Below are 26091 nucleotides of genomic sequence, written 5' to 3'. Positions count from 1 at the left end.
GTGAGAAATGAACGAGAAGGCGAGACTCCTTAGGATAAGGGCCAGGATCAAGAGGAAGAAGCCCCGCTTCCTCCGCCAGGAGTGGTGGAGGTTCCCCAAGTTCAGGAACGACCCCAAGTGGCGCAGGCCGAAGGGAATCGACAGCAAGATGAGGCTCAAGAAGAAGGGTAAGGCCCGCTCACCCAGCATAGGCTGGAGCTCCCCGAAGGCCGTTCGCGGTCTCCACCCGAGCGGCTACGAGGAGGTCCTCGTCCACAACGTCAGGGAGCTTGAGGCCATCGACCCGACCAGGCAGGCTGCAAGGATAGCGAGAACCGTTGGGGCCAGGAAGAGAGAGGCCATACTCACCAGGGCCAAGGAGCTCGGTGTGAAGGTACTCAACCCGTGAGGTGAGGCTCATGCTCAAGATGCAGAGAAGGATTGCCGCTGATTTGTTGAAGTGCGGTGAGAACAGGGTCTGGATCGACCCGGAGAGGATTGACGACGTCGCCGCCGCCATAACCAGGGAGGACGTGAGGAGGCTCATCAACGACGGCGTCATCAAGAAGAAGCCCGTCAAGGGCCAGAGCAGGGCCCGCGCCAGGGTCTACCAGGAGGCCAGGAAGAAGGGCCGCCACAGGGGCCCGGGAAGCAAGAAGGGTAAGAAGACCGCCAGGATGGGCAAGAAGGAGCGCTGGATGATGACCATAAGGGCCCTCAGGAAGGAGCTCAGGAAGCTCAAGGCCGAGGGCAAGCTCGACGAGCACACCTACAGGCGGCTCTACATCCGCGCCAAGGGCGGCCAGTTCAAGAACAAGAGGCAGCTCTACCTGTTCATGCAGGAGCACGACATACTGAAGGAGTGAGGTGAGAGAGATGGCACACGGACCGAGGTATAGGGTTCCGTTCAGGAGAAGGAGAGAGGGTAAGACTAACTATCACAAGAGGCTCGCCCTCCTCAAGTCTGGAAAGCCCAGGCTTGTCGTGAGGAAGACCCTCAACCACCACGTCGCTCAGATAGTCCTCTACGACCCGAAGGGTGACAGGACCGTCGTTTCGGCTCACACCAGGGAGCTCATGAGGGACTTCGGCTGGAAGGGCCACGGCGGCAACACCCCGAGCGCCTACCTGCTCGGTCTCCTCCTGGGCTACAAGGCCAAGAAGGCCGGCATCGAGGAGGCTATCCTTGACATAGGCCTCCACCCGCCGACCAGGGGTTCGAGCATCTTCGCCGTCCTCAAGGGAGCTGTTGATGCGGGCCTGGACGTTCCGCACAGCGAGGAGATCTACCCCGAGGACTACAGGATAAACGGCGAGCACATAGCTAACTACGCCAAGGCCCTTAAGGAGGAGGACGAGGCCCTCTACAGGAAGCAGTTCAGCGGCTACCTCGTCAAGGGCCTCGAGCCCGAGAAGCTCCCCGAGCACTTTGAGGATGTTAAGGCTAAGATAATCGAGAAGTTTGAGGGGGCGAGAGAATGAGCGACCCGAGAGAGATGACTCAGCGCGTCCTTGAGGAGTGGGAGCCGAGGACCAAGCTCGGCAGGCTCGTCAAGGAGGGTCAGATAACTGACATTCACGAGATATTCCGCAAGGGCTACCAGATCAAGGAGCCGGAGATAGTTGACGTCCTCCTCCCGGAGGTCAACATGAGGGAGAACCAGGAGGTTCTCGACATAGCCCTTACCGTCAGGATGACCGACAGCGGCAGGAGGATCCGCTTCAGGGTTCTCGCTGCTGTGGGCAACAGGGACGGCTACGTCGGCCTTGGAATCGGCCACGGGAAGGAGGTTGGAATAGCCATCAGGAAGGCCATCAACTACGCCAAGATGAACATCATCGAGATCAAGCGCGGCTGTGGAAGCTGGGAGTGCAGGTGCAGGAGGCCGCACTCAATCCCGTTCGCCGTCGAGGGCAAGGAGGGTAGCGTTCGCGTCAAGCTCATGCCGGGACCGCGTGGACTTGGACTGGTCATAGGTGACGTTGGCAAGAAGATACTCAGCCTCGCCGGCGTCCAGGACGTCTGGTCCCAGACTCTCGGTGAGACGAGAACCACCGTTAACTTCGCCAAGGCGGTCTTCAACGCGCTCTACAACACCAACAGCGTCGCCATCAAGCCGGAGGACATCGAGCGCTACGGCATAATCGTCGGAAGGGAGATGTCCACCAGCTTCCAGGTTGAGTGAGGTGAGAAAAGATGGCAAAGCTCGCACTCATCAGGCTTAGGAGCGGGATAAGGGCGAAGGGTGAGGTCAGGGACACCCTCGCCATGCTCCGCCTCCACAGGATCAACCACCTCGTCATCGTTGACGACAACCCGAGCTACAAGGGAATGGTTCAGAAGGTCAAGGACTACATCACCTGGGGAGAGATCGACGCCGAGACCCTCGCCGCCCTCCTCAGGAAGAGGGGCAGGCTCATCGGCAACAAGCCGGTTACCGACGAGTACGTTCAGGAGAAGCTCGGAATGACCATCGAGGAGTTCGCCAAGAAGGTTGTCGATGGCGAGATGAAGCTCACGGACCTCCCGAGCATCAAGCCCGTCTTCAGGCTCCACCCACCGAGGGGCGGCCTCAAGGGCGGCAAGAAGCGCACCTTCAAAGAGGGCGGAGCGCTCGGCTACCGCGGCGAGAAGATAAACGAGCTCATTGAGAGAATGCTCTGAGGTGGCGAGAGATGATAAGGAGGAAGAAGAAGGTTAGGAAGCTCCGCGGAAGTCACACTCACGGATGGGGCTGCAAGAAGAAGCACCGCGGCGGCGGTAGCAAGGGCGGTAAGGGAATGGCCGGAACCGGAAAGAGGAAGAACACCAAGTGGACCTGGGTCATCAAGTACGCCCCGGACCACCTCGGCAAGCGCGGCTTCCACAGGCCCAAGGCCGTCCAGTACACCCCGAATACCATAAACCTCAGCGACATAGACGAGAACCTCACCCTCTTCCTTGACATGGGCGTTGCCTACGAGGAGGAGGGGAAGGTCATAGTTGACACCACCCAGCTCGGTGTTGACAAGGTTCTCGGAACCGGCAGGCTCAGCAGGCCCCTCGTTGTTAAGGCCTACTACGTTACCCCGAAGGCCGAGGAGAAGATCAAGGCCGCTGGTGGCGAGGTTCTCCTCGCCTGATTCCCCTTTAATTTAACTTTTGGCGGGTGTTAATCATGGGGTTCAGAAACGTAGTGTTCGCAATTGAGAGGTACTTCCCAGAGGTTGAGCGGCCCAAGAGGCACGTGCCGCTTAAGGAAAAGTTCATGTGGACAGGGATCGTTCTGCTGCTGTACTTCATTCTCGCGGAGATTCCGCTCTACGGAATTCCCGCCCAGATCCAGGACTACTTTGCCACGCTCAGATTTGTGCTCGCGGGAAGGAGCGGTTCCCTCCTGACCCTTGGTATCGGTCCAATCGTCACCGCGAGCATTATCATGCAGCTTCTCGTCGGTTCTGAGATAGTTCACCTCGATCTCTCGAATCATGAGGATAGGAGATTCTACCAGGCCGCTCAGAAGCTCTTTGCCGTGTTTATGAGCTTCTTTGAGGCCGCCATATACGTATTCGCAGGTGCGTTTGGTAAGGTTGACATGGGACTCGGGGCGTTCCAGACAGTCACGACACCCGCCGGACAGGTTTACATAGGCCTGGGTCTAGGGATACTCATAATACTCCAGCTCGGCTTTGCCTCCGTCATGCTCATACTCCTGGACGAGCTTGTTAGCAAGTGGGGAATAGGAAGCGGCATCAGTCTCTTCATCGCCGCGGGTGTTTCCCAGACCGTTGTCACCAAGTCGCTTAATCCGTTCACCACCAGTCAGTACATAGACCCTGTTACTGGGGGTCCCGCTATAATCGGTGCCATTCCAGCGTTCATACAGCACCTGTTCTACGGGGACCTGACCGGCGCGCTGTACAGGGGCACCCTGCCGGACATGATGGACGTCCTTGCCACCATAGTGGTGTTCCTCGTGGTCGTCTACCTCGAGAGCATGCGCGTGGAGATACCCCTCAGCTACGGCCGCGTCACCGTCCGTGGAAGGTACCCGATAAGGTTCATGTACGTCAGCAACATACCGATCATCCTAACCTTTGCTCTCTACTCCAACATCCAGCTCTGGGCCAGGCTCCTCAATAACTACGGCTACACCTTCCTCGGAACGTTTGATGAGAACGGATACCCCCTGACTGGCTTCGTTACCTACCTCTACCCGCCGAGGGACATCTACCACGTCATAGCCGACCCTGGAAGGGCCCTCGTCTACGCGCTGATGACGATATTCTGGGCTATACTCTTTGGATTCCTGTGGGTCGAGCTGACGGGCCTTGACGCCAAGAGCATCGCCAGACAGCTTCAGAGGGCAGGGCTGCAGATACCAGGGTTCAGGCGCGACCCGAGGATACTCGAGAGGGTGCTCAACAGGTACATCCCCTACGTTACCTTCTGGGGTTCGTTCACACTGGCGTTAGTCGCAGTGCTGGCGGACTTCCTGGGTGCCCTCGGTACCGGAACGGGAATCCTCCTTACGGTCGGTATCCTCTACAGGCTCTACGAGGAGATTGCAAGGGAGCAGGCCACGGAGATGTTCCCAGCACTCAGGAAATTCTTTACGAAGTGAGCCTTTTCTTTTCTTTCACAAAACCTTTTAAACTCGGTCCTGTTACTTTCTCCAGAAACCTTCCTGGGTGAGCGTGATGCCGTTTGTGGTCATGATAACAGGAATTCCAGGGGTAGGGAAGAGCACCATAACCAAGCTCGCACTCAAGAAGTCCCGGGCCAAGTTCAGGCTCGTCAACTTCGGAGACCTGATGTTCGACGAGGCCGTCGGGGCGGGACTGGTGAGGCACAGGGATGAGATGAGGAAGCTCGACCCGAACGTTCAGAAGGAGCTTCAGATGAAGGCCGCGAGAAGGATAGTCGAGATGTCCCAGCGCGAGCCGGTCCTGATCGACACCCATGCGACGATAAGGACGCCTGTGGGCTACCTCCTCGGTTTTCCCAGGGAGGTTATTGAGGTCATAAACCCCAACTTCATCGTCATAATCGAGGCGGCACCGAGCGAGATACTCGGAAGGCGCCTACGCGACCTGAAGCGCGACCGTGACGTGGAGACAGAGGAGCAGATACAGAGGCACCAGGACCTGAACCGCGCCGCCGCGGTCAGCTACGCTATGCACTCCAACGCGCTCATAAAGATAATCGAGAATCATGAGGATAAGGGCCTGCAGGAGGCCGTTCACGAGCTTGTTGAAGTACTGGATCTGGCGGTGGGAGAATATGATTGAGGGAATATACGCGTTCCTTGACAACTTGTTTGGTCCGCTGATACAGGCGTACCACCCGATATGGGTGGTCACGATATCGGGAATTATACTGGGTGCTTTATTCACCCTGATAAACTACATCTTGGTCGATCAGGAGAAAGTTAAGATGCTCCAGAAGAAGAGCAAGGAGTTCCAGAAGAAGTACAAGGAAGCCCAGGCTGCGAAGGATGAGAAGAAGCTCAAGAAGCTCCAGCAGGAGCAGATGGAGTTAATGAAACTCCAGAGCGAGGTCATGAAGGACACCATGCTCAAAGTCACCCTGCTTACGATGCCGATATTCTGGATATTCTTAAGCTGGCTTAGGAGATGGTATGTTGAGGTCGGCATAGTTAAGGCTCCCTTTGACTTCTTCGTGTTCAGCTTCTTCCACAACTGGCAGCACTCGGCACTACCCCCGAGTGAGCTTGGTTACCTCGGCTGGTACATGCTGAGTTCTATGATAACCGGTTACGTGCTCAGGAAGCTCCTCGATATGGGTTAAATTTAAAAACGATTCCCTGAAAGGAAAGGCGAGGTGAGAAGAATGAAGCCGATGTACAGGTCAAGGTCATGGAGAAGGAAGTACGTCAGGACTCCTGGCGGAAGGACCGTCGTGCACTTTGAGAGGAGGAAGCCCAAGGTCGCCCACTGCGCCATGTGCGGCAGGCCGCTCAACGGTGTCCCGCGCGGCAGGCCCAGCGAGCTCAGGAAGCTCCCGAAGACCGCCAAGAGGCCGGAGAGGCCCTACGCCAACCTCTGCCCGAGCTGCATGAGGAAGGTCATGAAGGCCCAGGTCAGGGCGGGCGTTGCCCTCTGATTTCGAATGAGGTGCTAACATGCCCAAGGGCTGCCTCGTGATAACTGTCAGCGGCCTGGCAGGCTCTGGAACAACCACTCTCTGCCGCAATCTCGCCAGGCACTACGGGTTCAAACACATCTACGCTGGACTCATCTTCCGGCAGATGGCGAAGGAGATGGGCATGACCCTGAAGGAGTTCCAGGAGTACGCCGAACTTCACCCCGAGATCGACCGTGAGGTTGACAGAAGGCAGGTGGAGGCAGCCAAGGAGTGCAACGTCGTTATTGAGGGCCGCCTCGCCGGCTGGATGGTCAAGGATGCGGACCTTAAGATATGGCTCGACGCCCCCATGATGGAGCGTGCAAGGCGCGTTGCCCGCCGTGAGGGAGTCTCCGTCGAGGAGGCCTTTGTGGGAATTGCCGAGCGCGAGAAGGGCAACAGGAAAAGATATTTAAACCTTTACGGGATTGACATCGACGACAAGTCGATTTATGACTTGATCATAAATACCGCCCATTGGAATCCCGATGGCGTCTTCGCGATTGTGAAGGCCGCCATCGACCACCTATACCCCGACGGTGACGCGGGGTCGGGTGCAAACCCGGGCAACAAAAAATGAGGAGGTGGGATGAATGCCAGCTATGGAAGTCGGAAGGCTTGCCGTTATAATTGCCGGAAGGAGGGCCGGAGAGAAGGTCGTCGTCGTTGACGTCATCGACAGGAACTTCGTCCTCGTTACCGGCGCTGGCTTCAACAAGGTCAAGCGCAGGAGGATGAACGTCAAGCACCTCGAGCCCCTTCCGGAGAAGGTCAGCATCGAGCGCGGCGCCGACGACGAGGCCGTCAAGGCCGCCCTTGAGAGCGCTGGAATAAGCCTTGAGTGAATTGCAGGAGGCCTTCTGGCCTCTTCTTACTTCCTAACGCTTTTAAGTCCCGTTTCCGAAATCCTTCTGGTGGGTTTCATGAAAACCGCACTGGTGACGGGTGCAACTGGTGGCATAGGGAAGCTTCTCGTTGAGGGGCTCGTCGAGAGGGGCTATAGGGTTGTCGGTGTGGCCAGGAACGAAGAAAAACTTCGTGAACTTCAGGAAAGACTGCAGGCTTTTGAATACATAGTTGCCGACCTGACTGCGGAGGACTTTCCCAGCACGATTTTGAAGGGGCTCGAGAGGCTCGGTGTGCAAAACATTGACCTTCTCATAAACAACGCGGGCCTTGCGGTAAGGAAGCCCCTTCTTGAGCACTCTGAGGTGGAGCTGGAGAATCTATTCCGGGTAAATGCCCTTGCACCTGTGGAGCTTACAAGGGCAGTCCTTCCAATGCTTCCGAAGGGTTCGAGTGTGGTGTTCATAATCAGCGGCGTGGCCTTCGTCAATGTACTTGAGATTCCCTCATATTGTGCCGCCAAGGGCGCACTCCACTACCTGACTGTAAACCTTGAAAACGAGCTCAGGGTTAGGGGAATCCATATTATGAGGGTGTACCCCAAGCAGGTTAAGACAGGCTTCTGGAACGGAAAGGTTCCAAAGGGTTCGATAGAGCCGGAAAGGGTTGCAAGAGCGGTATTGAAGGGGCTTGAAAAGGGCAAGCGGGAGGTTTTCGTACCTGGCTATCTAAAACTCGTCAAGTACCTCCCGAACTGGCCGGTCTTCACGTACCGCTTCAGATATTAGGTGGATTTATTAAGTCATGAACCAAGACTCTACTGGGGGTGAGCTGAATGCAACTCCACGCCGTCATTTGGGAAGAGGAGGGTATTTACATCATTCGTGAAGTCTTTACGGGGATAACCACTCAGGGAGAGACAATAGAGGAGGCCATTGAGAACCTTAAGGAGGCCGTTGAGCTGTACCTTGAGGAGTTTCCTGAGCTGAGAGAGGAACTTGAGAAAGTAAAGTTCGTGGGCGATTTCAATGTCGAAGTTGCCAAGGCTCTCGGGTGAAGAAGTCATTAAAGTGCTCACCAAAAAGTTTGATTTTGAAGTGTCCCGCCAAAGGGGCAGTCATGTGGTGCTCGTTAAGTATATGGATGGTAGAAAAATTGGAACTGTGGTTCCGCTTCACAAAGAGTTAAAAGCCGGCACGTTGATGGGAGTACTAAGACTTGCTCAAATAAGCAAGGAGGATTTCATCAAGGCGTTGGAAGACCCATAGGTGATGCTCATGGCGAGGGACGAAGTGCGCAGACTTCCCGCTGACATAAAGCGAGAGGTTCTGGTTAAGGACGAGAAGGCCGAGACGAATCCGAAGTGGGGCTTTCCACCGGAGAAGAGGCCCATGGAGATGCACATGCAGTTCGGGATAATAAACCTCGACAAGCCTCCAGGCCCGACGAGCCACGAGGTCGTTGCCTGGATCAAGAGGCTCTTCGACCTGAACAAGGCGGGCCACGGCGGAACCCTCGACCCCAAGGTCAGCGGCGTTTTGCCGGTTGCACTTGAGAGGGCAACGAGGGTGGTCCAGGCACTCCTGCCCGCCGGAAAGGAGTATGTGGCTCTGATGCACCTTCACGGCGACGTCCCTGAGAACAAAATCCGCGCCGTGATGAGGGAGTTCGAGGGCGAGATAATCCAGAGGCCGCCCCTGAGGAGCGCAGTCAAGAGAAGGCTGAGGACGAGAAAGGTCTACTACATCGAGATACTCGAGATAGACGGCAAGGACGTGCTCTTCCGCGTTGGAGTTGAGGCTGGAACCTATATCAGGTCGCTCATCCATCATATCGGCCTTGCCCTCGGGGTTGGAGCGCACATGGCCGAGCTGAGGAGAACGAGGAGCGGTCCCTTCAAGGAGGACGAAACCCTCGTGACCCTTCACGACCTCATAGACTACTATCACTTCTGGAAGGACGACGGCATCGAGGAGTACTTCAGGAAGGCCATCCAGCCCATGGAGAAGGCGGTGGAGCACCTTCCCAAGGTGTGGATTAGAGATTCTGCCGTTGCCGCCGTAACCTACGGCGCAGATTTGGCAGTTCCGGGAATAGTGAAGCTCAACAAGGGCATCAAGAGGGGCGACCTCGTTGCCGTCATGACTCTTAAAGACGAGCTGGTTGCACTCGGAAAGGCCACCATGACGAGCGGTGAAATGCTCCAGAGGAGCAAGGGAATAGCGGTCGATGTGGACAAGGTCTTCATGCCGAGGGACTGGTATCCCAAACTCTGGTGAGGGATTTGTCTCGACTCTCACTGCTTTTTGATGCCTTTTCTTCCCCGGTTGAGCCTCGAGGGGTAATGCTCCTCGCAAGGTTTGTCCTCCTCTGGTTCTGGCTCGATGTTCTGCTCTTTCTGCTCCTCGGTGTTCTTGAGCGCTCCCCCAGAAACGTCTTCAGTTCGGTGATACGTATCTTTTTGCCGTTTTTCTGATGGCGCTGTTTGAGGAAACGCTGGTGACCCTGAACAGCGGCGGGCTGGGAGGAAAGGCGACGAGCTTGGCGCACGACCTGACGATGGCCGTTCCGGTTTTCATAGGGATTGGAACGGGGCTTTACCTGGCCCATCGTATATTACCGATGTCGCGCGGTGAGTTCTTTCTCTTTGGAGCACTCTTTGGGTTCTTCATTGAGACAGTTTTGAACGGTGCCTGGAGCGGCTTGGTGCTGCTCGGCGGGGGTGCGATGGGTCTCTACGGCATGATACTATCTGCCTTCACTCCGATGGTTGAGAGGCCGGCACCGCTGGGGGTTAGGAAGGTCTTACTTGTTATGTCACTTGGAACGGTGTTCATGCTCGCCGGAGCCGTTGCGGGGGACACCCTCTGGCGCTTGGCTGGGGGTTTACCTTTATAAACCCATCAACGAACCACCCCACATGAGCCACTACTACTCCGAAGAGCCGAACGTCCCGCTGAAGACGAAGACCATAGAGGTCTGCCTCAGAGGGCACTGCTTCAGGTTCATAACTGCCAGCGGAGTTTTTTCCTTCGGGAAGCTAGACCGCGGCACTGAACTGCTCATAGAGAGCATGATACTCGATGAGGGTTGGCGCGTCCTCGACTTGGGCTGCGGCTACGGGGCGATTGGGATAGTGGCTTCTCGCTTCGTGGACTACGTCGTCATGACCGACGTGAACAGGCGCGCGGTGGGAATGGCGAGGAAAAACTTAAAAATCAACGGCGTTAGAAACGCCGAGGTGAGGTGGGGAAGCCTCTACGAGCCCGTCAGGGGCGAAAGGTTCAACGCGATCATCACTAATCCCCCGGTGCACGCGGGGAAGGAAGTGCTGAGGGAAATAGTTATAAACGCTCCCCGGCATCTCAACGATGGAGGCCTCCTGCAGCTGGTGATTAAGACGAAGCAGGGGGCAAAGTATATTAAGGCTCTAATGGATGACCACTTCACCGAAGTGAGAGAGCTGGCTAAGGGGAGCGGCTACCGCGTGTATGCCGGGATCGCCTAGCCTGGGATGGCGCGGGCCTTGAGAGCCCGTGTCCGCTTGGACACCGGGGTTCAAATCCCCGTCCCGGCGCCAAAATCCTCTCTGAAGGATTGAGATGGAGGTGTATTCGTAATGACGGACAACTTCAGACACATAGTCCGTGTAGCGGGAGTTGATTTGAACGGAAATAAGCAGCTGAGATGGGCCCTTACGGGCATCAGGGGTATAGGCATAAACTTCGCCACTATGGTGCTCAGGGTTGCAGGGATCGACCCGTACATGAAGACCGGTTACCTTACCGACGAGCAGGTCAAGAAGATTGAGAAGGTGCTCGAAGACCCGATCGCCCACGGTATACCCGCCTGGGCCGTTAACAGGCGGAAGGACTACGAGACCGGTAAGGACATGCACCTCATCACCGCCAAGCTCGTCATGGCCTGGCGTGAGGACGTCAACAGGCTCAGGAGAATACGCGCTTACCGCGGCATAAGGCACGAGCTCGGCCTCCCGCTCCGCGGCCAGAGGACCAGGTCGAACTTCAGGCACGGCAGCACCCTCGGTGTGAGCAGAAGGAAGAAGTGAGGTGATGTAGATGGGAGACCCTAAGAGGCAGAGGAAGAGGTACGAAACTCCCTCTCACCCCTGGATTAAGGAGAGGCTCGACCGCGAGAGAGTCCTCATGAAGAAGTACGCCCTCAAGAACAAGAAGGAGCTCTGGAGGCATGAGACCCAGCTCAAGGAGTTCAGGCGTAGGGCCAGGCGCCTCCTTGCCGCCCGCGGCAGGCAGGCTGAGGTTGAGAGGGCCCAGCTCCTTCAGAGGCTCAACAGGCTCGGCCTCCTTCCGGCCGATGCCGCTCTCGATGACGTTCTCTCCCTGACGGTTGAGGACGTTCTCGACAGGCGCCTTCAGACTCTCGTCTACAAGAAGGGCCTCGCCAGGACCATTGGACAGGCCAGGCAGCTCATAGTTCACGGCCACATCGAGATAAACGGCCAGATAATACGCTCTCCTGGCTACCTCGTCCTCAGGGAGGAGGAAGACACCATAACCTATTCAAAGACCTCTCCTTTCGCTAAGGAGAGCCACCCCGAGAGGATGGTTATTGAACAGGCTAAGCAGGGTGAGGCCTCATGAGCGAGGAAGTTCAGCAGCAGGTTAACCTTAAGAAGAAGGAGAAGTGGGGAGTTGCCCACATCTACTCCTCCTACAACAACACCATCATCCACATCACCGACCTCACCGGGGCCGAGACCGTCAGCAGATGGAGCGGCGGTATGGTCGTCAAGGCTGATAGGGACGAGCCCTCTCCGTACGCGGCTATGATAGCCGCCAGGAGGGCCGCCGAGGAGGCCATGGAGAAGGGCTTCACCGGAGTCCACATCAAGGTCCGCGCCCCCGGTGGAAGCAGGAGCAAGAGCCCGGGACCGGGTGCTCAGGCCGCCATTCGTGCCCTCTCCAGGGCCGGCCTCAGGATCGGAAGGGTTGAGGACGCCACCCCGATTCCGCACGACGGCACCAGGCCGAAGGGCGGAAGAAGGGGCAGGCGCGTCTGATTCCCACAACTTCTTTTTTGGTGATGCCGATGGAGCCAAAGTTTCAGATTCTTGAGAAAAGGGAGGACTCGATTAGGTTCATCGTCGAGGGAGTGGACGTCCCCTTCGCCAATGCCCTGAGGAGGACCATCCTCGCGGACGTCCCGACCTTTGCGGTGGATGAGGTTGAGTTCTTCGAGAACGATTCCGCCCTCTTCGACGAGATAATCGCCCACAGGGTGGGTATGATACCTCTCACCACTCCCCACGAGAGGTTCTCCCTCGATTCACTGGAGCTTGACGAGTACACGGTTACGCTCTCCCTCGAGGCAGAGGGGCCTGGAATGGTTTACTCCGGTGACCTTAAGAGCAGCGATGAGGGCGTGAAGCCCGCCAACCCCAACATCCCAATAGTCAAGCTTGCCGAGGGCCAGAGGCTTACGTTTAACGCCTATGCAAGACTCGGCCGCGGAAAGGACCATGCCAAGTGGCAGCCCGGCTTCGTCTACTACAAGTACCTCACCAGGATTCACGTGAGCAAGGAGGTTCCCGACTGGGAGGAGCTCAAGGAGCTCGCCGAGAGGCGCGGTCTTCCGGCTGAGGAAACCGACGAGGAGCTCGTTATAACCACGATCAAGGCGTTCTACCTTCCGCGGAAGTTTGACGCCTACGTGGGGGAGAAGATCAGGGAAGAGACCGTACCCAACGCCTTTGTCTTCACCGTCGAGACCAATGGGGAACTTCCGGTTGAGGAAATCGTGACCATAGCCCTCAAAATCCTCATGAGGAAGAGCGATAGATTTATAAGCGAACTCCATAAATTAGCGGACTGACGCGGGGGTAGCCGAGCCTGGCCAAAGGCGCGGGATTCAGGGTCCCGTCCCGTAGGGGTTCCGGGGTTCAAATCCCCGCCCCCGCACCAGTATTTACGCTCACCCCGTTGGACCTGTCGGTTTCCCACCTGCGAGAGAGCGTTAAGGAGGTATGTTCATGGTCAAGAGAACCGGACCCACTGACATCAACCTGAGGAGGCTCATCCGCTACCTCAGAAAGAAGTCTAACGAGGAAGGAGTTAAGATATGGAAGGACGTTGCCTGGCGCCTTGAGGGGCCCAGGAGGCAGAGGGCTGAAGTGAACGTCAGCAGGATCAACCGCTACACCAAGGACAGCGACACCGTCATCGTTCCCGGAAACGTCCTCGGTGCAGGAAAGCTCGAGCACAAGGTCACCGTTGCCGCTTGGAAGTTCAGCGAGACTGCCAAGAAGAAGATAGTCGAGGCCGGTGGAGAGGTCCTCACGATTGAGGAGCTCATCGAGAGAAACCCGAAGGGTAGTGGAGTAATCATAATGGAGTGATGGGCCATGAGGATAATTAACGCTGAAGGACTCATACTCGGAAGGCTCGCCTCGAAGGTCGCCAAGATGCTCCTTGAGGGCGAGGAAATCGTCATAGTCAACGCCGAGAAGGCCATCATCACCGGAAACCGCGAGGACATCTTCGCCAAGTACAAGCAGAGGACCGGGCTGAGGACCAGAACCAACCCGAGGAAGGGTCCGTTCTACCCGAAGAGGAGCGACGAGATAGTCAGGAGGACCGTCAGGGGAATGCTCCCCTGGAAGACCGACCGCGGAAGGAAGGCTTTCAAGAGGCTCAAGGTTTACGTCGGTGTTCCGAAGGAGTTCGAGGGCAGGGAGCTTGAGACAATAAGCGAGGCCCACAGCTCGAGGATCGCAACCCCGAAGTACGTTACCGTTGGCGAGGTTGCCAAGTTCCTCGGTGGAAAGTTCTGAGGTGAGAGAAGATGAAGGTCATCCAGACTGCTGGTAAGAGGAAGACGGCCATCGCGAGGGCCACCATCAGGGAAGGAAAGGGTCGCGTCAGGATCAACCACAAGCCGGTTGAGATAATCGAGCCGGAGATAGCGCGCTTCACCATCATGGAGCCGCTCGTCCTCGCCGGAGAGGAGATAGTTGGCAAGGTTGACATAGACGTCAAGGTCGAGGGCGGAGGCTTCATGGGACAGGCCGAGGCCGCTAGGGTTGCCATAGCCAGGGCTCTCGTCGAGTGGACCAATGACATGAACCTCAAGGACAAGTTCATGAAGTACGACAGGACCATGCTCGTCGGCGACAGCAGGAGAACCGAGATGCACAAGCCCAACCGCTCAACCAAGGGTCCGCGCGCCAAGAGGCAGAAGTCCTACCGCTGATGGCTTTCCTTTAATATTCATTCGAGAAGGTGATACGGGTGATAGTCCCCGTCAGGTGCTTCACGTGTGGAAAGGTCATAGGAGACAAATACTACGAGTTTAAGGCCCGCGTTGAGAAGGGCGAGGATCCCGAGAGGGTGCTCGACGACCTCGGGATCGAAAGATACTGCTGCAGGAGGACCCTCCTCAGCCACGTCGAGCTCGTGGATAGCGCCATGAAGTACAGGGTGTATTAAAAACCGCACTTCTTGGGGGGCCGTGGGGTAGCTTGGTCTATCCTCCCGGCTTGGGGTGCCGGAGACCCGGGTTCAAATCCCGGCGGCCCCACCAAATGTTTGCAATGGATGTTTGATGCGGAATGTGGAAGGCAGGGGTGGTAGTCATGTTTAAGTATACCCGCTTTGAGAAGGCCCGTATCATCGGAGCAAGGGCCCTCCAGATAGCGATGGGTGCGCCCATACTCATCGACGTCCCGGAAGGAATCACGCCGCTCGACGCCGCGATGCTCGAGTTTGAGAAAGGAATAATCCCGCTCACCGTAATAAGGCCGAGCTGATGAGAGATGACCGTGATAGAGAACGTGATCGGCAGGGTTGCGGTGCTCAAGGGTGGCAGATACTCCGTTGAAGTAGACGTCGTGACGAGCTCTGGCTTCGGCCGCTTTGCCGCGCCCGTGGACGAGAACCCGAGCCTCTACATAGCAGAGGCTCACCGCGCTGTGAGCGAGGTCGACGAGATAATTGGGCCGGAACTCATAGGATTCGACTCGAGCGAGCAGGAGCTCATAGACAGCTACCTCTGGGAGATAGACGGCACCGAGAACTTCAGCCACATAGGGGCAAACACCGCGCTGGCGGTCTCAATAGCGGTCGCCAAAGCTGCCGCAAGCGTCAAGAGGATGCCCCTCTACAACTACATCGGCGGAACCTTCACCACCGAGCTTCCGGTTCCAATCCTTGAGATTGCGAGCGGTGAGGCCTTCGACTACTACGTCATGGTCAGGGACCTCATGGAGATAACCGACGTCGTCGATGCGGTTAACAAGGTCCTTGAACATGCAGAGGCCGGTACTGTGGAGGCCTTCTCGAAGGCCACCGAAAAAGCAACCGACGAGCTCGGCCTCGAGGTTGCCCTCGGCCTCGTGCAGAGAGTTCCAATGGATATGGAGGAAGTGCTCTCCGTAGTCGAGGACAACAACGTGGCCTACATAAAGCCCCTCGGCGATGAGGAACTGTTCCTCGAGCTAATCGCTGGCACCCACGAGGTGTTCGTTGACGGCGAGCACCTCTTCCGCGAGAAGGACATACTGGACAGGCGCTACTACAACGCCCTGTCGATAAAGCCGATAAACCTAGGTACGCTCACCGACTTATACAACCTCGTGAACGACGCGAAGTCGGAGAGGATAACCCCCATCCTCGCGGAGGCTCGCTACGAGTCCTCCGACGAGGCCCTGGCCCACGTTGCAGTGGGCCTTCGCTGTCCGGCGATGGTGCTCCGCAAGGATTCCATCGCCAAGCTGAACGAGCTGATTCGCATAGCGGAAGATTTGGGTGAAAGGGGTAGGATAATAACCTTTGAAGGATGAGGAGGTGTGAAGAATGGAGGAATACCTCGTTCCACTCGACCAGTACCTTGCTGCCGGTGTCCACATCGGAACCCAGCAGAAGACCCAGGACATGAAGAGGTTTATTTACCGTGTCAGGCAGGACGGCCTCTACGTGCTTGACGTCAGGAAGACCGACGAGAGGCTCAGGGTCGCCGGCAAGTTCCTCGCCAAGTTCGACCCCGAGAACATTCTCGCCGTCAGCGTCAGGCTCTACGGCCAGAAGCCGGTCAAGAAGTTCGGTGACGTTACCGGTGTCCGCTCGATACCCGGCCGTTTCCTCCCGGGAACCATGACCAACCCGCAGGTCAAGAACTTCATGGAGCCGGACGTCCTCATAGTCACCGACCCGAGGGCCGACCACCAGGCCATGAAGGAGGCCATCGAGATCGGCATACCGATAGTGGCCCTCGTCGACACTGAGAACTTCCTCAGCTACGTTGACGTTGCGATCCCGACCAACAACAAGGGTAGGAAGGCCCTTGCTCTCATCTACTGGATCCTCGCGAGGGAGATACTCTACAACAGGAAGGAGATCGAGAGCAGGGAGGACTTCAAGGTTCCGGTCGAGGACTTCGAGATGAGGATTATCAGGACCTGAGGGGAAGATTTTTAACGCCCCTCGCTTTACACTCCCTCGCGCGGGGGTGCCCGAGCTTGGCCAAAGGGGGCGGACTTAAGATCCGCTGCCGAAGGGCTACGCGGGTTCGAATCCCGTCCCCCGCACCAAAGCTTTAAAAGTCGAGTCGTGTAGGTGAAGACGGTTTAAGATCATGAGGTGATCACGATGGCGAGATTCCCCGAGGCTGAGGCCAGAATCTTTAGGAAGTACGTGTGCATGCGCTGCGGTGCCACTAACCCGTGGAAGGCCAAGAAGTGCAGGAAGTGCGGCTACAAGGGTCTCCGCCCGAAGGCGAGAGAGCCGCGCGGTGGAATGGGACGCTGAAGTCCCAATCTTTTGCTTCCCTATTTCTACGCTTCTCAATTCTATGCTTTTCTGGAGAACCCTTCAGAAACGCAAAAATTATTTGCGGGCGAGGTTGCCCCCTTCAGGCACCTTTCAGCTTCTCAACCATGTCCTCAAGAAAAGCTATTCCATCCTCAAGGAGCCTCTCTCCCTCAGGGGTGAGCTTGTAGTACTTCCTGGAGGGTTTTCCCGTCTGGCTCTCCTGCCACTCCGCGGTAACATACCCATCTTTCTCGAGCTTGTAGAGGACAACATATGAGCTGACGGTCGCGGGCTCGAAGTTGAACGCCTCCCTTATCCTCTCTTTCAGTTCGTAGGCGTACATGGGCCTCTCCCGCAGTAGCCGGAGTATGTACAGCCAGAGAACCTCTTTAGTTATCTTGTTCTTGAGCCTTTCCATGGGGGTTGTCATGCTCTCACCCGACTTTTATGATCTGTAAATATTTTGGCTCCGTTTAATTTAAACGTTTTGGCAACAAGTTTTTATCCGATGAAGTGCAAGGATTTTAGGGTGGTAGAATGGAGTTCGACCTGAACGCTATGATGGGCGACATGGGAGTTGGGGCGGTGGTTGGGTTTGTAACCGGCTACGCCGTCAAAAAAATGATGAAGCTGGCACTTGCCCTCATCGGTGCCTACGTTGCCAGTTTGCTGTGGCTTGAACAGAAGGGTGTTCTCATAATCGATAAGGACAGACTCTTCAATCTCGTTGGCGACTGGACGCACGAAATAATGACCGCGAGCCAGAAGTTCATAGCTCTCCTGCCCGGTACCGCCGCTTTCGCTGGAGGCTTTGCGCTGGGATTCCACAAAGGTTAAAATCCGGCACCTGTTTATTATTTCCATGAGCTATGAACGTAGGGTCCTGCTACGTCACTCCCTGGCTTCCATAGTTGCCCTTGGAATAACGGGCCTCAGCAGGTTCCTGTATAGTGTAATAATAGCCAGACGATTTGGCGTGGACGTTCTTGGAACGGCCAATTCACTCATCTCAAAGGCGTTTTTTGTGGCAATACCGCTGAGCTTTTTTGCGGTGGCCCTCGGTAAGTATTCCTCGGAGTTCCTTGGGAGGGATGACATAGATGCCGTGCGTTCCATTACCCTGCCCGCGTTTTTGATGCCCGTTATTGGATTGTTGCTCCTTCCGCTCAACATGTACCTTTCCCTGCTGGCTGTCTTCCGCGCTGTTCAGCTGACCTTTCGGAGCTTCCTGTACGGGATTCACCGGGGAGAGCACTACGCGTATGTGATAGTGGTCTCCTTCATTGGATTTGCCTTAGGATTCCTTGTTCCCGATGTCTTTGCGCCATACCTGGTTTTCCTGGGCGTTATAGCCTTTGTCTCCGCCGTGTACCTATGGGTCGCTGGCTTTGTGGTACGGCCTCGCTGGGAATACTTCAGGCTGATGGTTGCGTATTCCTCTTTCGCTTTCTTGGGAACCCTGTCGGGGGTCTTTCTGGTTCAGGGGCCCTACTTCATGAGCGAGCGTCTTCTTGGGTCTGAGGCTGCTGGGGAAGTGTCCGCTGTTCTCTCCGCGGTTTTTTTGCTGACGTACATCCCCCAGGTTCTTCAGTCCGCGATAATGCCGATGTTCTCGTATAAACACGGCCGGGCCGAGAGAGGATACGTTAAAAACCTGGCGGAGAAGGTTACGGAGTTTATAGTGTTAATCACTGGGAGTCTGGTTTTCATCCTCATGATTTTCGGCAGGGAAATTCTGTCAGCGGTCTTTGGATTTGAAATCGGCCCATCTTTCTACCTGGCCCTGATGGCCATTGAAATTTATGTGGCGTACAACCCAAGTATAGTGGCTCTCAACTCCACTGCCTACGTAAAACGCGGGACCCTGGTTTCTCTCCTTGGAGCGGGGGTGGCCCTCGTTTCATGGTTCCTTCTGGTGCCCGTTATGGGGTCTGTGGGTGTGATGGGGGGTCTTTTATTGGCGTATGCGATCATCCTTGCCGGCGTGGTTTACTACTCAAAGAGCTTGCTTGGGATCTCTCCCTATGTTTATCTCCCCCTCATTGCCGCACTGATTCTCCAAGCGAGTGTTTTCGTATCAAAGTACCTTCTCCTGATGGCGTTTGGAGTGTTCCTCTTTCTTGAGTTGCCGGTAGTCAGGTCTTTGCTTGAACTGGTTAGTGGTGTTAGTTAAGTTTATAAGTTTTCGACGGTTTATACACTCTGCCACGGTGCGGGGGTTGCCGAGCCTGGTCAAAGGCGGTGGACTCAAGATGCGCTTCTTTCGCCTAATGAAGGCCTCTCCCGTCAGAATGACAACAAAGAAGAGCCGAACGCCGATAACGTTTTTACAGGAAAGGCTTTGATAGACTCAACTGCCAAGATTCACTACGGTCGTGACAGGCAGAAATACGTGGAATGGGTGAGGAGGCGCACGCCGAGCATGGCCAGGAAGTACATTCCCATGCTGGACAAGTACCTCTGGGGAAAGAAAGCCAACACTCCGGAAGAGCTCCGCCGGATTGTTGAGTCAATTCCGCCGACCAAAAACGGCCTTCCCAACAGGCACGCTTACCTCGCGATAAGGAGTTATATTAACTTCCTGGTTGATACTGGCAAAATACGGAAGAGTGAGGCCATTGACTTCAAGGCAGTGATTCCGAACATCAAGACCAACGCACGTGCCGAGTCCGCGAAGGTCATCACCGCCGGGGACATCCGGAAGATGTTCAACCACCTCAAGGCCAGAACCAAGACGATTCTCAGAGCGAGGAAGCTTTACCTCAAGCTCTTGGCCTTCACAGGCCTCAGAGGGGACGAGGTCCGCGAGCTGATGAACCAGTTTGACCCGAAAGTCATTGACGACACCTTCAAGGCCTTCGGCATTCCCGAGGAATGGAGGGAGAAGATTGCGGTTTATGACATGGAGCGGGTAAAGCTCCCGACGAGGAGGCACGATACGAAGAGGGGTTACGTTGCGGTCTTTCCGGCCGAGCTGGTTCCTGAGCTGGAGTGGTTCAGGAGCACTGGCTATAAGCTGACTGCGGATAACTCGGATAAACATAAGCTGTTCAGGGATTCGAAGGAGGTGAAGGACCTCGCACTCCTCAGAAAGTTCTGGCAGAACTTCATGAATGATCATGTATTGAGCACGGTTCCCAACCCGCCGGCTGATGCCTGGCACCTGATTGAATTCCTCCAGGGTCGCGCTCCCAAGAACGTCGGCGGCAGGAACTACCGCTGGAACGTGCAGAACGCTGTGAGGATCTACTATCACATGGTGGATAAATTGAAAGAAGAGCTGGGGATTCTGGAGCTTTAGACTTAACTTCTTCCTCTCGCTTTTTAATTCTACTCGCCATGATGCTCACCTCTTGGAAAAGAAGTCATGGAAGAGGGTTAAAGGCTATTAATCCATCTATTGTGAAAACGACGTCGATAGAATACTCTGAGTAGGAACCCACGTACCGTGATCCCTGTTCTTTGATATATTGCTGGAACATTGAAGGATACAATATGAATTTCCCAATTCCCCCAGAGGAGGATATGAGTAGTACATCCCCGACGCCACTAAACCCTGCGGAAACTTTTCCGTTGTCTCCACTGTCGTATTTAATTATTCCTGCAAAGATGACGTTCCCCGGGGGATTTCCATCTGAAACTTTCTTTAAATATTGGTATGCAGTCATATAGTAATATCTACTAGAGTATGAGTATCCTGACGTGTATGATTTCATTTGAGCGGCGATATCCGAAACTATGCCTGGAACCTCTTGTACGTATATAGTGGTGGCACCTCCATGAGTCAGTTTTAGAACTCCTTTGATGCCTACTATCCCAGCATTGGCGCTTACATTAAAACTGTTTGATGTCCATTGATCATAGATTATGTCGTCCTCATTAGGATATTGAGAACTTGTCCAACTTCCGTCCTGGTTCTGGATGTAATAGTTAATCTGATATTGAACAGTATCCTCCCCAAATTTTCCACTGTAATTTGAGTTTTTGAAGTACTCGATTTTCAGAGTAATGTGATCTTTCATCGTTTCTGTGGGTGTTGTGGATGGAACCAGCGTTTCACCTGCGGTTATTGATGAATTCGCTCCAACAGAAAGAGTCTTTTCTGTGGTTCCATCACCAAAAGTGAAACCGAGACTCCCTTGATCTACCAGCGTGATTTTCACGTAAGTTGTGGAACCACGTGGGTTGTATATTGCCTGCTTAATGGGTATGTTGTAGTTATCCACGCTTTCACGATAGTATTTCACAAAACCTGCCTGGAGGTTTAATACCATCTCACATCACCTCTTACTGGATGGTGGGGGTAGTAGCAATCCCCACAATGGCCACACCTATGGATACGCCTGCGTTCAGACTGCCGCTGGGTGTTTTGTTTAAGATGACGCCTCCCCCGATGATTGCAACTTCAGTTCCAAAAGCAAATCCATGTGCCAGCTGTCTTTTTCCACCAACTCCTTTCACCAGTATGCTCACAACATCACCCCTGGATGTAGCTCACGTTCACTATCACGCTGTCGGTGATTTGAGTGCCTTCCTTCGGCTCGACTTCAACGACCACCTTCCTCACCGGCTCGCTCGGAATTGGCTGGATGAAGATCTGGCCGTTCAGTCCGCTGAAGAACTTCGCGCTCCAGAAGGGTTTAGTGTCCTCTACCTTCCTCAGCCTTACGATGACGTAATCGTCGTTCCCATGAGATACTGAAATGGCCGTGATGTGGCTCGGACTGCCGAAATCCACTTCCTGGCTTCTCTCACCGTCGGTCAGCTCAACCACGCGGTTATCAGCAGGCTCAAAATACGCGTTCACCTTCATCTCGCTCATTTTCCATACCTCCTCGCGTACCAGGTCGCGAGTTTAATCACTATGATGATGCCGAGGAGCGGCAGGAGCGCCTTCCACCATTCCCTTCTCTTGGCCTTCTCCTCTGCCACCTCGGCCTCAGTCTGCTTTTCCTTCTTCTTGGGGAGAACGAGCTTCATTCCTCCAACGTTCCGGGTTTCGGTCTTTCCGCCGGACGGTGCCGGCGCGGCTGACGGCATGGTGAAGTCGATGAGGTTCACTCCGCTCATTTCCTCAGCCTCCTCAACTGCTCCTCATACTCCCTCACTATCGCGTAGGCCTTCCTCTTCTTCCCAACCAGCTTCTCACTCCGCTTAATCACCGTGGTTCTGAGGAAGACCAGGCGCCTCATGGCGGTTTTGTATGGGATTCTGTGCCTCTTATAGTCCCTGAGGATGGCCTTGCAGATGTCCCTGACTTCCCTGAGGTTGTCGAGGCCTTTCTTGCCGGTATCCCTTACGCGCCTGCCGAGGTAGATGTTCCGGCTCATTTTCTCATCACTCCATTGAACTTCCCTTCGAGCCGGCTCAGCCTCTCCTCATGGTCGAATAGCTTCTTTTCTATCTTGGATGTCCTGTCAAGGATGTCGTTTAGTATTGCCTCGTTCGCTCTTATTTTAGACATTAAACCGATGAAAAATACAAAGAACGTCCCTCCCAGTGAAAGCATAGCCTCCTCTGGAGTCATCTCACCTCACCCTGTCCAGGAACTTTTTGAACTCGATTTGAAAGGCCATCCAAAGGAGGAAAAGAATGAGGCCGTGGAAGAGTGTCTCGCGGTCGAGCTTCATGCTCTCACCTCACAAAGACCGGCGGGTTGTACGGGAGAATCCGGTAAACCGGCTCCTTTGGGAGAGGTTTATGGCTAATAGGTGGTTTTGGCTTGACTCCAGGCTTGAGTCCCGGCACGGGAGTATAGCCAATCACAATCCCGCCGCCAGGGGAACGCGGGTATACCTTCTTGAGAAGTTCGTTCTGTTTTTCAATTGGAAGCGGTTTCAGCCCGGGACGCTTTATGTCCCTACGGGGTTCGAGCCTTGGCGTTGCTTTGTGCGGGTTGCTCTTCCTCCATTCCTCCTTTTTCTTCTCCAGTTCCCTACCGTATCTAACAATCTGGTCGAGGCTCATCTGGCTTGGGTCTTTTCCTGCCGCCTTAAGCGCCGCCTTCACTCCAGCCAGCCACGCGTTGAACTGCGCGTAAGTGCTGAACCCGTACTTCCTCGCGAGTGCATCCTCTTTAGGGATGTATTCATTGCTGTCAGGGGACTTCACCAGGTTGTTCACGAACTTGTTCGTGTACCACTCACCGTCAAAGAGGACCTCCTGTCCAGGTCTCACTGGAGTGCCATACTTCCTGATTGTTCCGGTCTTTCTGTCTACTTTTCCACCCGTGCCTGGTCCCCACTCAGCGCCGCCGTACTGAACCCTCGTCTTCGCCGCGTTCCCTTCAGGAGTTCCCGGCTTCGTTATCACAGTTAGGATATCTTCCCCCGTCTGCTTGAACTTGTCCGGCGCCTGTTTGAGGTCGTTTTTGAGGTCGTTCATGAAATTCTCAACCTTCTCCTTCGCCTCTTCAACCTTCTCTCCGACCTCCTTGAACATGCCGAAGAGTTTGTACAGCGTGTAGAGGACGGCAATGGCAAGAAAAGCGTACATCGCCAGCTGTAGAATGTTGTCCCGCTCTTTGTAAGCCATGACCACCGCAGGAGCTGCCATACTCACCACCTCAGAACCTTCTTGAGAATCAGGAACGCCGCCACCACACCGAGAACAGCGGTAACACCGAACCTGCTCTTCTTCTCAGGCTCATGAACCTCCACCGCTGTGGAGGTCGCGGTGACTTCCCTCACCACGGTGCTCGGCTTTGGCTGTGGTTTTGGAACGGTCTTTATTCCGGTGTTCTGCTCCACCTCTGCTTTCGCTCCAGGGACCAGACTGCGGAGTGCCTTCTCAGCCTTATCCTTCACGCCAGGAATGTATGCATGCTCCTTAGCATCGTAAAGCTGGTTGAGGAGCCTCTCGACTTCAAAGTATTTCGGGTCATACTTCGTAGAACCGTGAAGGCGCTTCCTCAGCTTTGCGATTGCCTCCGGCTGGCTTTTAGAGGTAGCCACAATCCTCTGCAGTTCCTCGCGGGATATGCCGTATTTGCTCCGGAGAACATCATTAACCTTCATTTCCACTGGAACCGGTACAGCCTTCCCCGTGCGGGTGTCCACCAGCTCATCGTGCACCCTACCGTACCTGTCAGTGTACACCCTCCTAATGTACCGCCTACCCATTTTAACCACCTTGAAAACCGGATTTTAGCCGCTGATTTGACCGGCTGATTCAATGAAATGAAAAGAGGTCAGAGGCTAATAGCCTGCGGGACAACCTCATGACTTATGTAGCGAACCTTGCCGCTGTTGGAGGTCTTAAGCGCAATCTTGAAGGTTCCGCTTGCCTCTTCGCGGAGGTCGAGTCCACCAAACACAACCTCCTGGTCGTAGTCGAACATGGTCATGCCGGCTGGAACACTCGGAAGCTTGTACTGGATCTTGTCCAGCTCCCTGCTCGTCTCATAATCAATCCTGTAAAGCTGAATGCGAGCAGGCCTGGTCCTGACGAGCGCGTACTTGTTAACTATGTCGGCTCTCGCGCCAGTATCATCGTAGAAGACGAGGAGTGCACGCTTGAGGACTGAACCAACCGGAAGCTCGAAGACTTCAGTCAGCTCGCCGAGCGCGTTGAAGGCCTTCTCAATCGCATAAACCTTCGGCTCTTCGATGAAGACTTCCCCGTATTCTCCACCAGCGTAGGTCATGACGTACTCCTCGGCGCTCTCGTAAACCTCCTTGTCAAGGGTGACCTTGATGGAGGCATCGCTGACGGTCACGCTGTTCCCGAGGTCGGTCTGCCAGTCCACGCGAATCTGCAGCTGGTCCTTTATGAGTGCATGAATCTGGCCAGCGTCAAGCATGATGAGGAAGCTGACGCTCTGACTTCCTCCAGTCGGGACGGTGACCGTGCTGGCCAGGTCGAGCGCCTTCCCGTGGGTGTCATAAACGTTCAGATAAGCGATGTCGGTTCCCCTAAGCGCGTAGTGGACGACGTTCCCGTTGCTAACGACGCGGATTTCATTTATCGCCTTGAGAACGTCCTCCATGGTGAGTGTGGCGTCAGCGGCACCGCCATTGCTGAGAGTAATTTTAGCCAAAAGCGCCATGCTATCAATGACGCCGTTGCGCGGGAGGTCAATGGATTTTACCTGCAGAGTAAGAACATCATCAAGGGTCTCCTTCACCTTATACACCAGTCTCACCTCCTGGTTTCACTGCCTCGCCTTCAAAGCCTCTTGGCCAGGAACTTGTTCCAGATGTACAGCGCCACGAGGACGCTCAGGGTGTTCACGAGGAAGTCGCCGGTAAAGATCTCCTTCCAGTCCATCTCCCTCACCTCTCACCTTTGTCTCGCTCCGAGGCCTATCGGCCTCGTAGAGAATAGAGCGCTTTGGGTATTTAAGCACTGAACCAGAAAAGGGGAGAAAACGGGAGAATCAGGAAGAACTCTCCAGTTTAACCCTGCTGAGGTTGTAGAGGTACTTCACCGCCATGCTCCTTGAGACGTGCCTCTCTCCCACACCTAACTCTCTCGCCAGCCTCTCCCTCACCCTATCCAGAATCTCCAGCGCCTCGCGGTCGAGGTAAACACCCACCGGCCTCACCTCAAAACCTCTCTCACAAACTCTCCAGCTCTCAGGATTTTAACCTTTCTCCCGTCAAAACGGTAAGTTTTTGTGGTCTCATCTCTCATCTGGACAATATGCCTCGTGTTTTCTGAGATGATATAATCCACCTTCTTAGCGTATGCTACATCGAAGAACTTGGCGTCGTTCGGATCCCTCAGCTTTTTAATGAACTCAATGTTGTGGGAGAGTTTTTTCCGGGGACGGACCACAATGCTGTTCTTGAGGACTATCGTTAGAATTCGCAACGCACGCCTCGTGAATCCTGTCTCAAGACCAATACCTAAAACTTGGGTTTGCATCTCCTCAATAATCTCCTTTGAGGTGAAGTTCACAATTTCTCCCCTTTGCAGTGCTTTCAGGATCCGCCATGCCGGGGACTTGGAAAGGTTCTTTGATTTCAGCGCGCTGATGAGGACTGAAGTATCCAAAACAACCTTAATTTTATCAACCATATCAAACGACCCCAAGTTCCTTTAGCTTTGCTTCTATCCGCTTGAACTTCCTAAAACTCCGCCTACCCATCTCCAAAAGCGTCTCAAGAGGAAGATCTATCCCCCCCTGCTCGGCTTCCAGTTCCCTCTCCCACTTTTCCAGCTCTTCATCTGTAATGGTCTCGGCGAGCCTCTCAACTTCCCTCATGCGCTGACGCATTTCAAAAAACCACACTATGTCCTCCGGCTTTTCGTGAATCTTTCTCGCGAGCTGGACAACCCACTCACCAAACGCCTCCTGAGTCTCTCTCTTTTGGAAAAGCCTTACCACCTTTTCAACATCGGACGCCATGA

General features: G+C 54.9%; 47 protein-coding genes and 4 tRNA genes. 38 read left to right on the top strand and 13 right to left on the bottom strand.

The window, feature by feature from the left end; translation table 11 throughout:
* The first annotated feature begins 7 nt into the window (after window positions 1-7).
* The 35 genes from FPV09_RS06405 (at window position 8) to FPV09_RS06240 (ending at window position 16734) form a co-directional block, all read left to right on the top strand.
* Window positions 8-388, top strand: coding sequence for a 50S ribosomal protein L32e (locus FPV09_RS06405; RefSeq protein ID WP_148882778.1), 381 nt, complete (start codon window positions 8-10; stop codon window positions 386-388).
* 10 nt (window positions 389-398) lie between these two features.
* Window positions 399-845, top strand: coding sequence for a 50S ribosomal protein L19e (locus tag FPV09_RS06400; protein ID WP_058937904.1), 447 nt, complete (start codon window positions 399-401; stop codon window positions 843-845).
* A 10-nt stretch (window positions 846-855) separates the two neighbouring features.
* Window positions 856-1461 (top strand): 50S ribosomal protein L18, encoded by a 606-nt coding sequence (locus FPV09_RS06395; RefSeq protein WP_148882777.1) that lies wholly within the window; start codon window positions 856-858, stop codon window positions 1459-1461.
* Window positions 1458-2165, top strand: a complete 708-nt coding sequence (gene rpsE / locus FPV09_RS06390) for a 30S ribosomal protein S5 (protein ID WP_148882776.1) — start codon at window positions 1458-1460, stop codon at window positions 2163-2165. Before FPV09_RS06395 ends, rpsE begins: the two co-directional genes overlap by 4 nt.
* A gap of 11 nt (window positions 2166-2176) precedes the next feature.
* Window positions 2177-2644 (top strand): 50S ribosomal protein L30, encoded by a 468-nt coding sequence (locus FPV09_RS06385; protein ID WP_148882775.1) that lies wholly within the window; start codon window positions 2177-2179, stop codon window positions 2642-2644.
* Window positions 2645-2655: 11 nt separating this feature from the next.
* Window positions 2656-3102 carry an uL15 family ribosomal protein gene (locus tag FPV09_RS06380; protein WP_139680157.1) on the top strand — a complete coding sequence of 149 codons (447 nt, stop codon included), beginning with the start codon at window positions 2656-2658 and terminating at the stop codon, window positions 3100-3102.
* A 35-nt stretch (window positions 3103-3137) separates the two neighbouring features.
* On the top strand, window positions 3138-4583 hold the full coding sequence (gene secY, locus FPV09_RS06375) for a preprotein translocase subunit SecY (protein ID WP_058937908.1): 1446 nt from the start codon (window positions 3138-3140) through the stop codon (window positions 4581-4583).
* Window positions 4584-4659: 76 nt separating this feature from the next.
* A complete protein-coding gene (locus FPV09_RS06370; protein WP_014012536.1) occupies window positions 4660-5250 on the top strand; it encodes an adenylate kinase in 591 nt (196 codons plus the stop codon).
* Entirely contained in the window at window positions 5243-5770 is a 528-nt protein-coding gene (locus FPV09_RS06365; RefSeq protein ID WP_148882774.1) for a DUF106 domain-containing protein, read from the top strand. The genes FPV09_RS06370 and FPV09_RS06365 overlap by 8 nt, the downstream gene beginning before the upstream one ends.
* Window positions 5771-5812: 42 nt before the next feature.
* Window positions 5813-6085 carry a 50S ribosomal protein L34e gene (locus FPV09_RS06360; protein WP_139681595.1) on the top strand — a complete coding sequence of 91 codons (273 nt, stop codon included), beginning with the start codon at window positions 5813-5815 and terminating at the stop codon, window positions 6083-6085.
* Window positions 6086-6104: 19 nt separating this feature from the next.
* On the top strand, window positions 6105-6686 hold the full coding sequence (cmk, locus tag FPV09_RS06355; protein WP_058938253.1) for a (d)CMP kinase: 582 nt from the start codon (window positions 6105-6107) through the stop codon (window positions 6684-6686).
* Window positions 6687-6699: 13 nt separating this feature from the next.
* Window positions 6700-6951 (top strand): 50S ribosomal protein L14e, encoded by a 252-nt coding sequence (locus FPV09_RS06350; protein ID WP_139680161.1) that lies wholly within the window; start codon window positions 6700-6702, stop codon window positions 6949-6951.
* Window positions 6952-7029: 78 nt separating this feature from the next.
* The gene (locus FPV09_RS06345; protein ID WP_148883730.1) at window positions 7030-7740 is read left to right on the top strand and encodes an SDR family NAD(P)-dependent oxidoreductase; all 711 of its coding nucleotides are present in this window, start codon (window positions 7030-7032) and stop codon (window positions 7738-7740) included.
* Window positions 7741-7787: 47 nt separating this feature from the next.
* Window positions 7788-8009 (top strand): type II toxin-antitoxin system HicB family antitoxin, encoded by a 222-nt coding sequence (locus tag FPV09_RS06340; RefSeq protein ID WP_148882773.1) that lies wholly within the window; start codon window positions 7788-7790, stop codon window positions 8007-8009.
* Window positions 7981-8220, top strand: a complete 240-nt coding sequence (locus FPV09_RS06335) for a type II toxin-antitoxin system HicA family toxin (protein ID WP_139680163.1) — start codon at window positions 7981-7983, stop codon at window positions 8218-8220. Before FPV09_RS06340 ends, FPV09_RS06335 begins: the two co-directional genes overlap by 29 nt.
* 9 nt (window positions 8221-8229) lie before the next feature.
* A complete protein-coding gene (locus FPV09_RS06330; RefSeq protein WP_148883729.1) occupies window positions 8230-9231 on the top strand; it encodes an RNA-guided pseudouridylation complex pseudouridine synthase subunit Cbf5 in 1002 nt (333 codons plus the stop codon).
* 65 nt (window positions 9232-9296) lie between these two features.
* Entirely contained in the window at window positions 9297-9428 is a 132-nt protein-coding gene (locus FPV09_RS12220) for a hypothetical protein (RefSeq protein ID WP_281288750.1), read from the top strand.
* Complete coding sequence (locus FPV09_RS06325) at window positions 9428-9850, top strand: hypothetical protein (RefSeq protein ID WP_246112240.1); 423 nt, start codon at window positions 9428-9430, stop codon at window positions 9848-9850. Before FPV09_RS12220 ends, FPV09_RS06325 begins: the two co-directional genes overlap by 1 nt.
* A 22-nt stretch (window positions 9851-9872) precedes the next feature.
* The gene (locus FPV09_RS06320) at window positions 9873-10460 is read left to right on the top strand and encodes a class I SAM-dependent methyltransferase (protein ID WP_148882772.1); all 588 of its coding nucleotides are present in this window, start codon (window positions 9873-9875) and stop codon (window positions 10458-10460) included.
* Window positions 10446-10532 (top strand) — tRNA-Ser (locus FPV09_RS06315). Before FPV09_RS06320 ends, FPV09_RS06315 begins: the two co-directional genes overlap by 15 nt.
* A gap of 39 nt (window positions 10533-10571) precedes the next feature.
* Entirely contained in the window at window positions 10572-11021 is a 450-nt protein-coding gene (locus tag FPV09_RS06310) for a 30S ribosomal protein S13 (RefSeq protein WP_058938246.1), read from the top strand.
* A gap of 10 nt (window positions 11022-11031) precedes the next feature.
* Complete coding sequence (locus FPV09_RS06305; protein ID WP_139680166.1) at window positions 11032-11574, top strand: 30S ribosomal protein S4; 543 nt, start codon at window positions 11032-11034, stop codon at window positions 11572-11574.
* Window positions 11571-11993, top strand: a complete 423-nt coding sequence (locus FPV09_RS06300) for a 30S ribosomal protein S11 (RefSeq protein ID WP_014012526.1) — start codon at window positions 11571-11573, stop codon at window positions 11991-11993. Before FPV09_RS06305 ends, FPV09_RS06300 begins: the two co-directional genes overlap by 4 nt.
* Before the next feature lie 29 nt (window positions 11994-12022).
* The gene (locus FPV09_RS06295; RefSeq protein WP_148882771.1) at window positions 12023-12805 is read left to right on the top strand and encodes a DNA-directed RNA polymerase subunit D; all 783 of its coding nucleotides are present in this window, start codon (window positions 12023-12025) and stop codon (window positions 12803-12805) included.
* Window position 12806: 1 nt separating this feature from the next.
* Window positions 12807-12894 (top strand) — tRNA-Leu (locus FPV09_RS06290).
* 68 nt (window positions 12895-12962) lie between these two features.
* On the top strand, window positions 12963-13328 hold the full coding sequence (locus FPV09_RS06285) for a 50S ribosomal protein L18e (protein WP_148882770.1): 366 nt from the start codon (window positions 12963-12965) through the stop codon (window positions 13326-13328).
* Window positions 13329-13334: 6 nt separating this feature from the next.
* Window positions 13335-13763: a 50S ribosomal protein L13 gene (gene rplM, locus FPV09_RS06280; RefSeq protein ID WP_058938242.1), complete on the top strand. Its 429-nt coding sequence runs from the start codon at window positions 13335-13337 to the stop codon at window positions 13761-13763.
* An 11-nt stretch (window positions 13764-13774) separates the two neighbouring features.
* On the top strand, window positions 13775-14182 hold the full coding sequence (locus tag FPV09_RS06275) for a 30S ribosomal protein S9 (RefSeq protein ID WP_058938241.1): 408 nt from the start codon (window positions 13775-13777) through the stop codon (window positions 14180-14182).
* A 38-nt stretch (window positions 14183-14220) separates the two neighbouring features.
* Window positions 14221-14418, top strand: coding sequence for a DNA-directed RNA polymerase subunit N (locus FPV09_RS06270; RefSeq protein ID WP_014012521.1), 198 nt, complete (start codon window positions 14221-14223; stop codon window positions 14416-14418).
* Window positions 14419-14434: 16 nt separating this feature from the next.
* Window positions 14435-14512: transfer RNA gene (locus tag FPV09_RS06265), tRNA-Pro, on the top strand.
* A 52-nt stretch (window positions 14513-14564) separates the two neighbouring features.
* Entirely contained in the window at window positions 14565-14738 is a 174-nt protein-coding gene (locus tag FPV09_RS06260; RefSeq protein ID WP_014012520.1) for a DNA-directed RNA polymerase subunit K, read from the top strand.
* A gap of 6 nt (window positions 14739-14744) precedes the next feature.
* Window positions 14745-15770: a hypothetical protein gene (locus tag FPV09_RS06255; protein ID WP_148882769.1), complete on the top strand. Its 1026-nt coding sequence runs from the start codon at window positions 14745-14747 to the stop codon at window positions 15768-15770.
* A gap of 13 nt (window positions 15771-15783) precedes the next feature.
* Window positions 15784-16389 (top strand): 30S ribosomal protein S2, encoded by a 606-nt coding sequence (gene rpsB, locus FPV09_RS06250; protein WP_058938239.1) that lies wholly within the window; start codon window positions 15784-15786, stop codon window positions 16387-16389.
* A gap of 40 nt (window positions 16390-16429) precedes the next feature.
* Window positions 16430-16517: transfer RNA gene (locus FPV09_RS06245), tRNA-Leu, on the top strand.
* Between the two features lie 58 nt (window positions 16518-16575).
* Complete coding sequence (locus FPV09_RS06240) at window positions 16576-16734, top strand: 50S ribosomal protein L40e (protein ID WP_014012517.1); 159 nt, start codon at window positions 16576-16578, stop codon at window positions 16732-16734.
* A gap of 103 nt (window positions 16735-16837) precedes the next feature.
* Here the strand turns inward: FPV09_RS06240 and FPV09_RS06235 are convergent, their stop codons facing one another.
* Window positions 16838-17167 carry a PadR family transcriptional regulator gene (locus FPV09_RS06235; RefSeq protein WP_139680170.1) on the bottom strand — a complete coding sequence of 110 codons (330 nt, stop codon included), beginning with the start codon at window positions 17165-17167 and terminating at the stop codon, window positions 16838-16840.
* A gap of 107 nt (window positions 17168-17274) precedes the next feature.
* On the opposite strand from FPV09_RS06235, the gene FPV09_RS06230 reads away from it, so the two are divergent.
* The 3 genes from FPV09_RS06230 to FPV09_RS06220 all read left to right on the top strand — a co-directional run bounded on the left by FPV09_RS06230 (window position 17275) and on the right by FPV09_RS06220 (window position 20038).
* Complete coding sequence (locus FPV09_RS06230; RefSeq protein WP_058938237.1) at window positions 17275-17574, top strand: FUN14 domain-containing protein; 300 nt, start codon at window positions 17275-17277, stop codon at window positions 17572-17574.
* A 25-nt stretch (window positions 17575-17599) separates the two neighbouring features.
* Window positions 17600-18910: a lipopolysaccharide biosynthesis protein gene (locus FPV09_RS06225; protein WP_148882768.1), complete on the top strand. Its 1311-nt coding sequence runs from the start codon at window positions 17600-17602 to the stop codon at window positions 18908-18910.
* Window positions 18911-19078: 168 nt separating this feature from the next.
* On the top strand, window positions 19079-20038 hold the full coding sequence (locus FPV09_RS06220; protein WP_148882767.1) for an integrase: 960 nt from the start codon (window positions 19079-19081) through the stop codon (window positions 20036-20038).
* Window positions 20039-20102: 64 nt separating this feature from the next.
* Here FPV09_RS06220 and FPV09_RS06215 read toward each other — a convergent pair whose 3' ends face one another.
* The 12 genes from FPV09_RS06215 to FPV09_RS06165 all read right to left on the bottom strand — a co-directional run bounded on the left by FPV09_RS06215 (window position 20103) and on the right by FPV09_RS06165 (window position 26089).
* On the bottom strand, window positions 20103-21011 hold the full coding sequence (locus tag FPV09_RS06215; RefSeq protein ID WP_148882766.1) for a hypothetical protein: 909 nt from the start codon (window positions 21009-21011) through the stop codon (window positions 20103-20105).
* Window positions 21012-21024: 13 nt separating this feature from the next.
* On the bottom strand, window positions 21025-21210 hold the full coding sequence (locus FPV09_RS06210) for a hypothetical protein (RefSeq protein ID WP_148882765.1): 186 nt from the start codon (window positions 21208-21210) through the stop codon (window positions 21025-21027).
* 4 nt (window positions 21211-21214) lie between these two features.
* A complete protein-coding gene (locus FPV09_RS06205; RefSeq protein ID WP_148882764.1) occupies window positions 21215-21559 on the bottom strand; it encodes a hypothetical protein in 345 nt (114 codons plus the stop codon).
* Entirely contained in the window at window positions 21556-21807 is a 252-nt protein-coding gene (locus tag FPV09_RS06200; RefSeq protein WP_148882763.1) for a hypothetical protein, read from the bottom strand. Before FPV09_RS06200 ends, FPV09_RS06205 begins: the two co-directional genes overlap by 4 nt.
* The gene (locus FPV09_RS06195; protein WP_148882762.1) at window positions 21804-22067 is read right to left on the bottom strand and encodes a hypothetical protein; all 264 of its coding nucleotides are present in this window, start codon (window positions 22065-22067) and stop codon (window positions 21804-21806) included. Before FPV09_RS06195 ends, FPV09_RS06200 begins: the two co-directional genes overlap by 4 nt.
* Window positions 22064-22264 (bottom strand): hypothetical protein, encoded by a 201-nt coding sequence (locus FPV09_RS06190; protein WP_148882761.1) that lies wholly within the window; start codon window positions 22262-22264, stop codon window positions 22064-22066. The genes FPV09_RS06195 and FPV09_RS06190 overlap by 4 nt, the downstream gene beginning before the upstream one ends.
* Window positions 22265-22371: 107 nt before the next feature.
* A complete protein-coding gene (locus FPV09_RS06185) occupies window positions 22372-23292 on the bottom strand; it encodes a hypothetical protein (protein WP_148882760.1) in 921 nt (306 codons plus the stop codon).
* Window positions 23293-23294: 2 nt separating this feature from the next.
* Window positions 23295-23858, bottom strand: coding sequence for a hypothetical protein (locus tag FPV09_RS06180; RefSeq protein ID WP_148882759.1), 564 nt, complete (start codon window positions 23856-23858; stop codon window positions 23295-23297).
* A 68-nt stretch (window positions 23859-23926) separates the two neighbouring features.
* Window positions 23927-24871 (bottom strand): hypothetical protein, encoded by a 945-nt coding sequence (locus FPV09_RS06175; RefSeq protein ID WP_148882758.1) that lies wholly within the window; start codon window positions 24869-24871, stop codon window positions 23927-23929.
* A gap of 243 nt (window positions 24872-25114) precedes the next feature.
* Window positions 25115-25282 carry a hypothetical protein gene (locus FPV09_RS12010; RefSeq protein WP_168194743.1) on the bottom strand — a complete coding sequence of 56 codons (168 nt, stop codon included), beginning with the start codon at window positions 25280-25282 and terminating at the stop codon, window positions 25115-25117.
* A complete protein-coding gene (locus FPV09_RS06170) occupies window positions 25279-25758 on the bottom strand; it encodes a putative toxin-antitoxin system toxin component, PIN family (protein ID WP_148882757.1) in 480 nt (159 codons plus the stop codon). The genes FPV09_RS12010 and FPV09_RS06170 overlap by 4 nt, the downstream gene beginning before the upstream one ends.
* Before the next feature lies 1 nt (window position 25759).
* Window positions 25760-26089, bottom strand: a complete 330-nt coding sequence (locus tag FPV09_RS06165) for a hypothetical protein (RefSeq protein ID WP_148882756.1) — start codon at window positions 26087-26089, stop codon at window positions 25760-25762.
* Window positions 26090-26091: the final 2 nt, after the last annotated feature.

The organism is Thermococcus aciditolerans (genome assembly GCF_008152015.1).
Lineage (GTDB): Archaea > Methanobacteriota_B > Thermococci > Thermococcales > Thermococcaceae > Thermococcus > Thermococcus celericrescens.
This window is presented reverse-complemented; position numbering and strand designations above follow the sequence as displayed.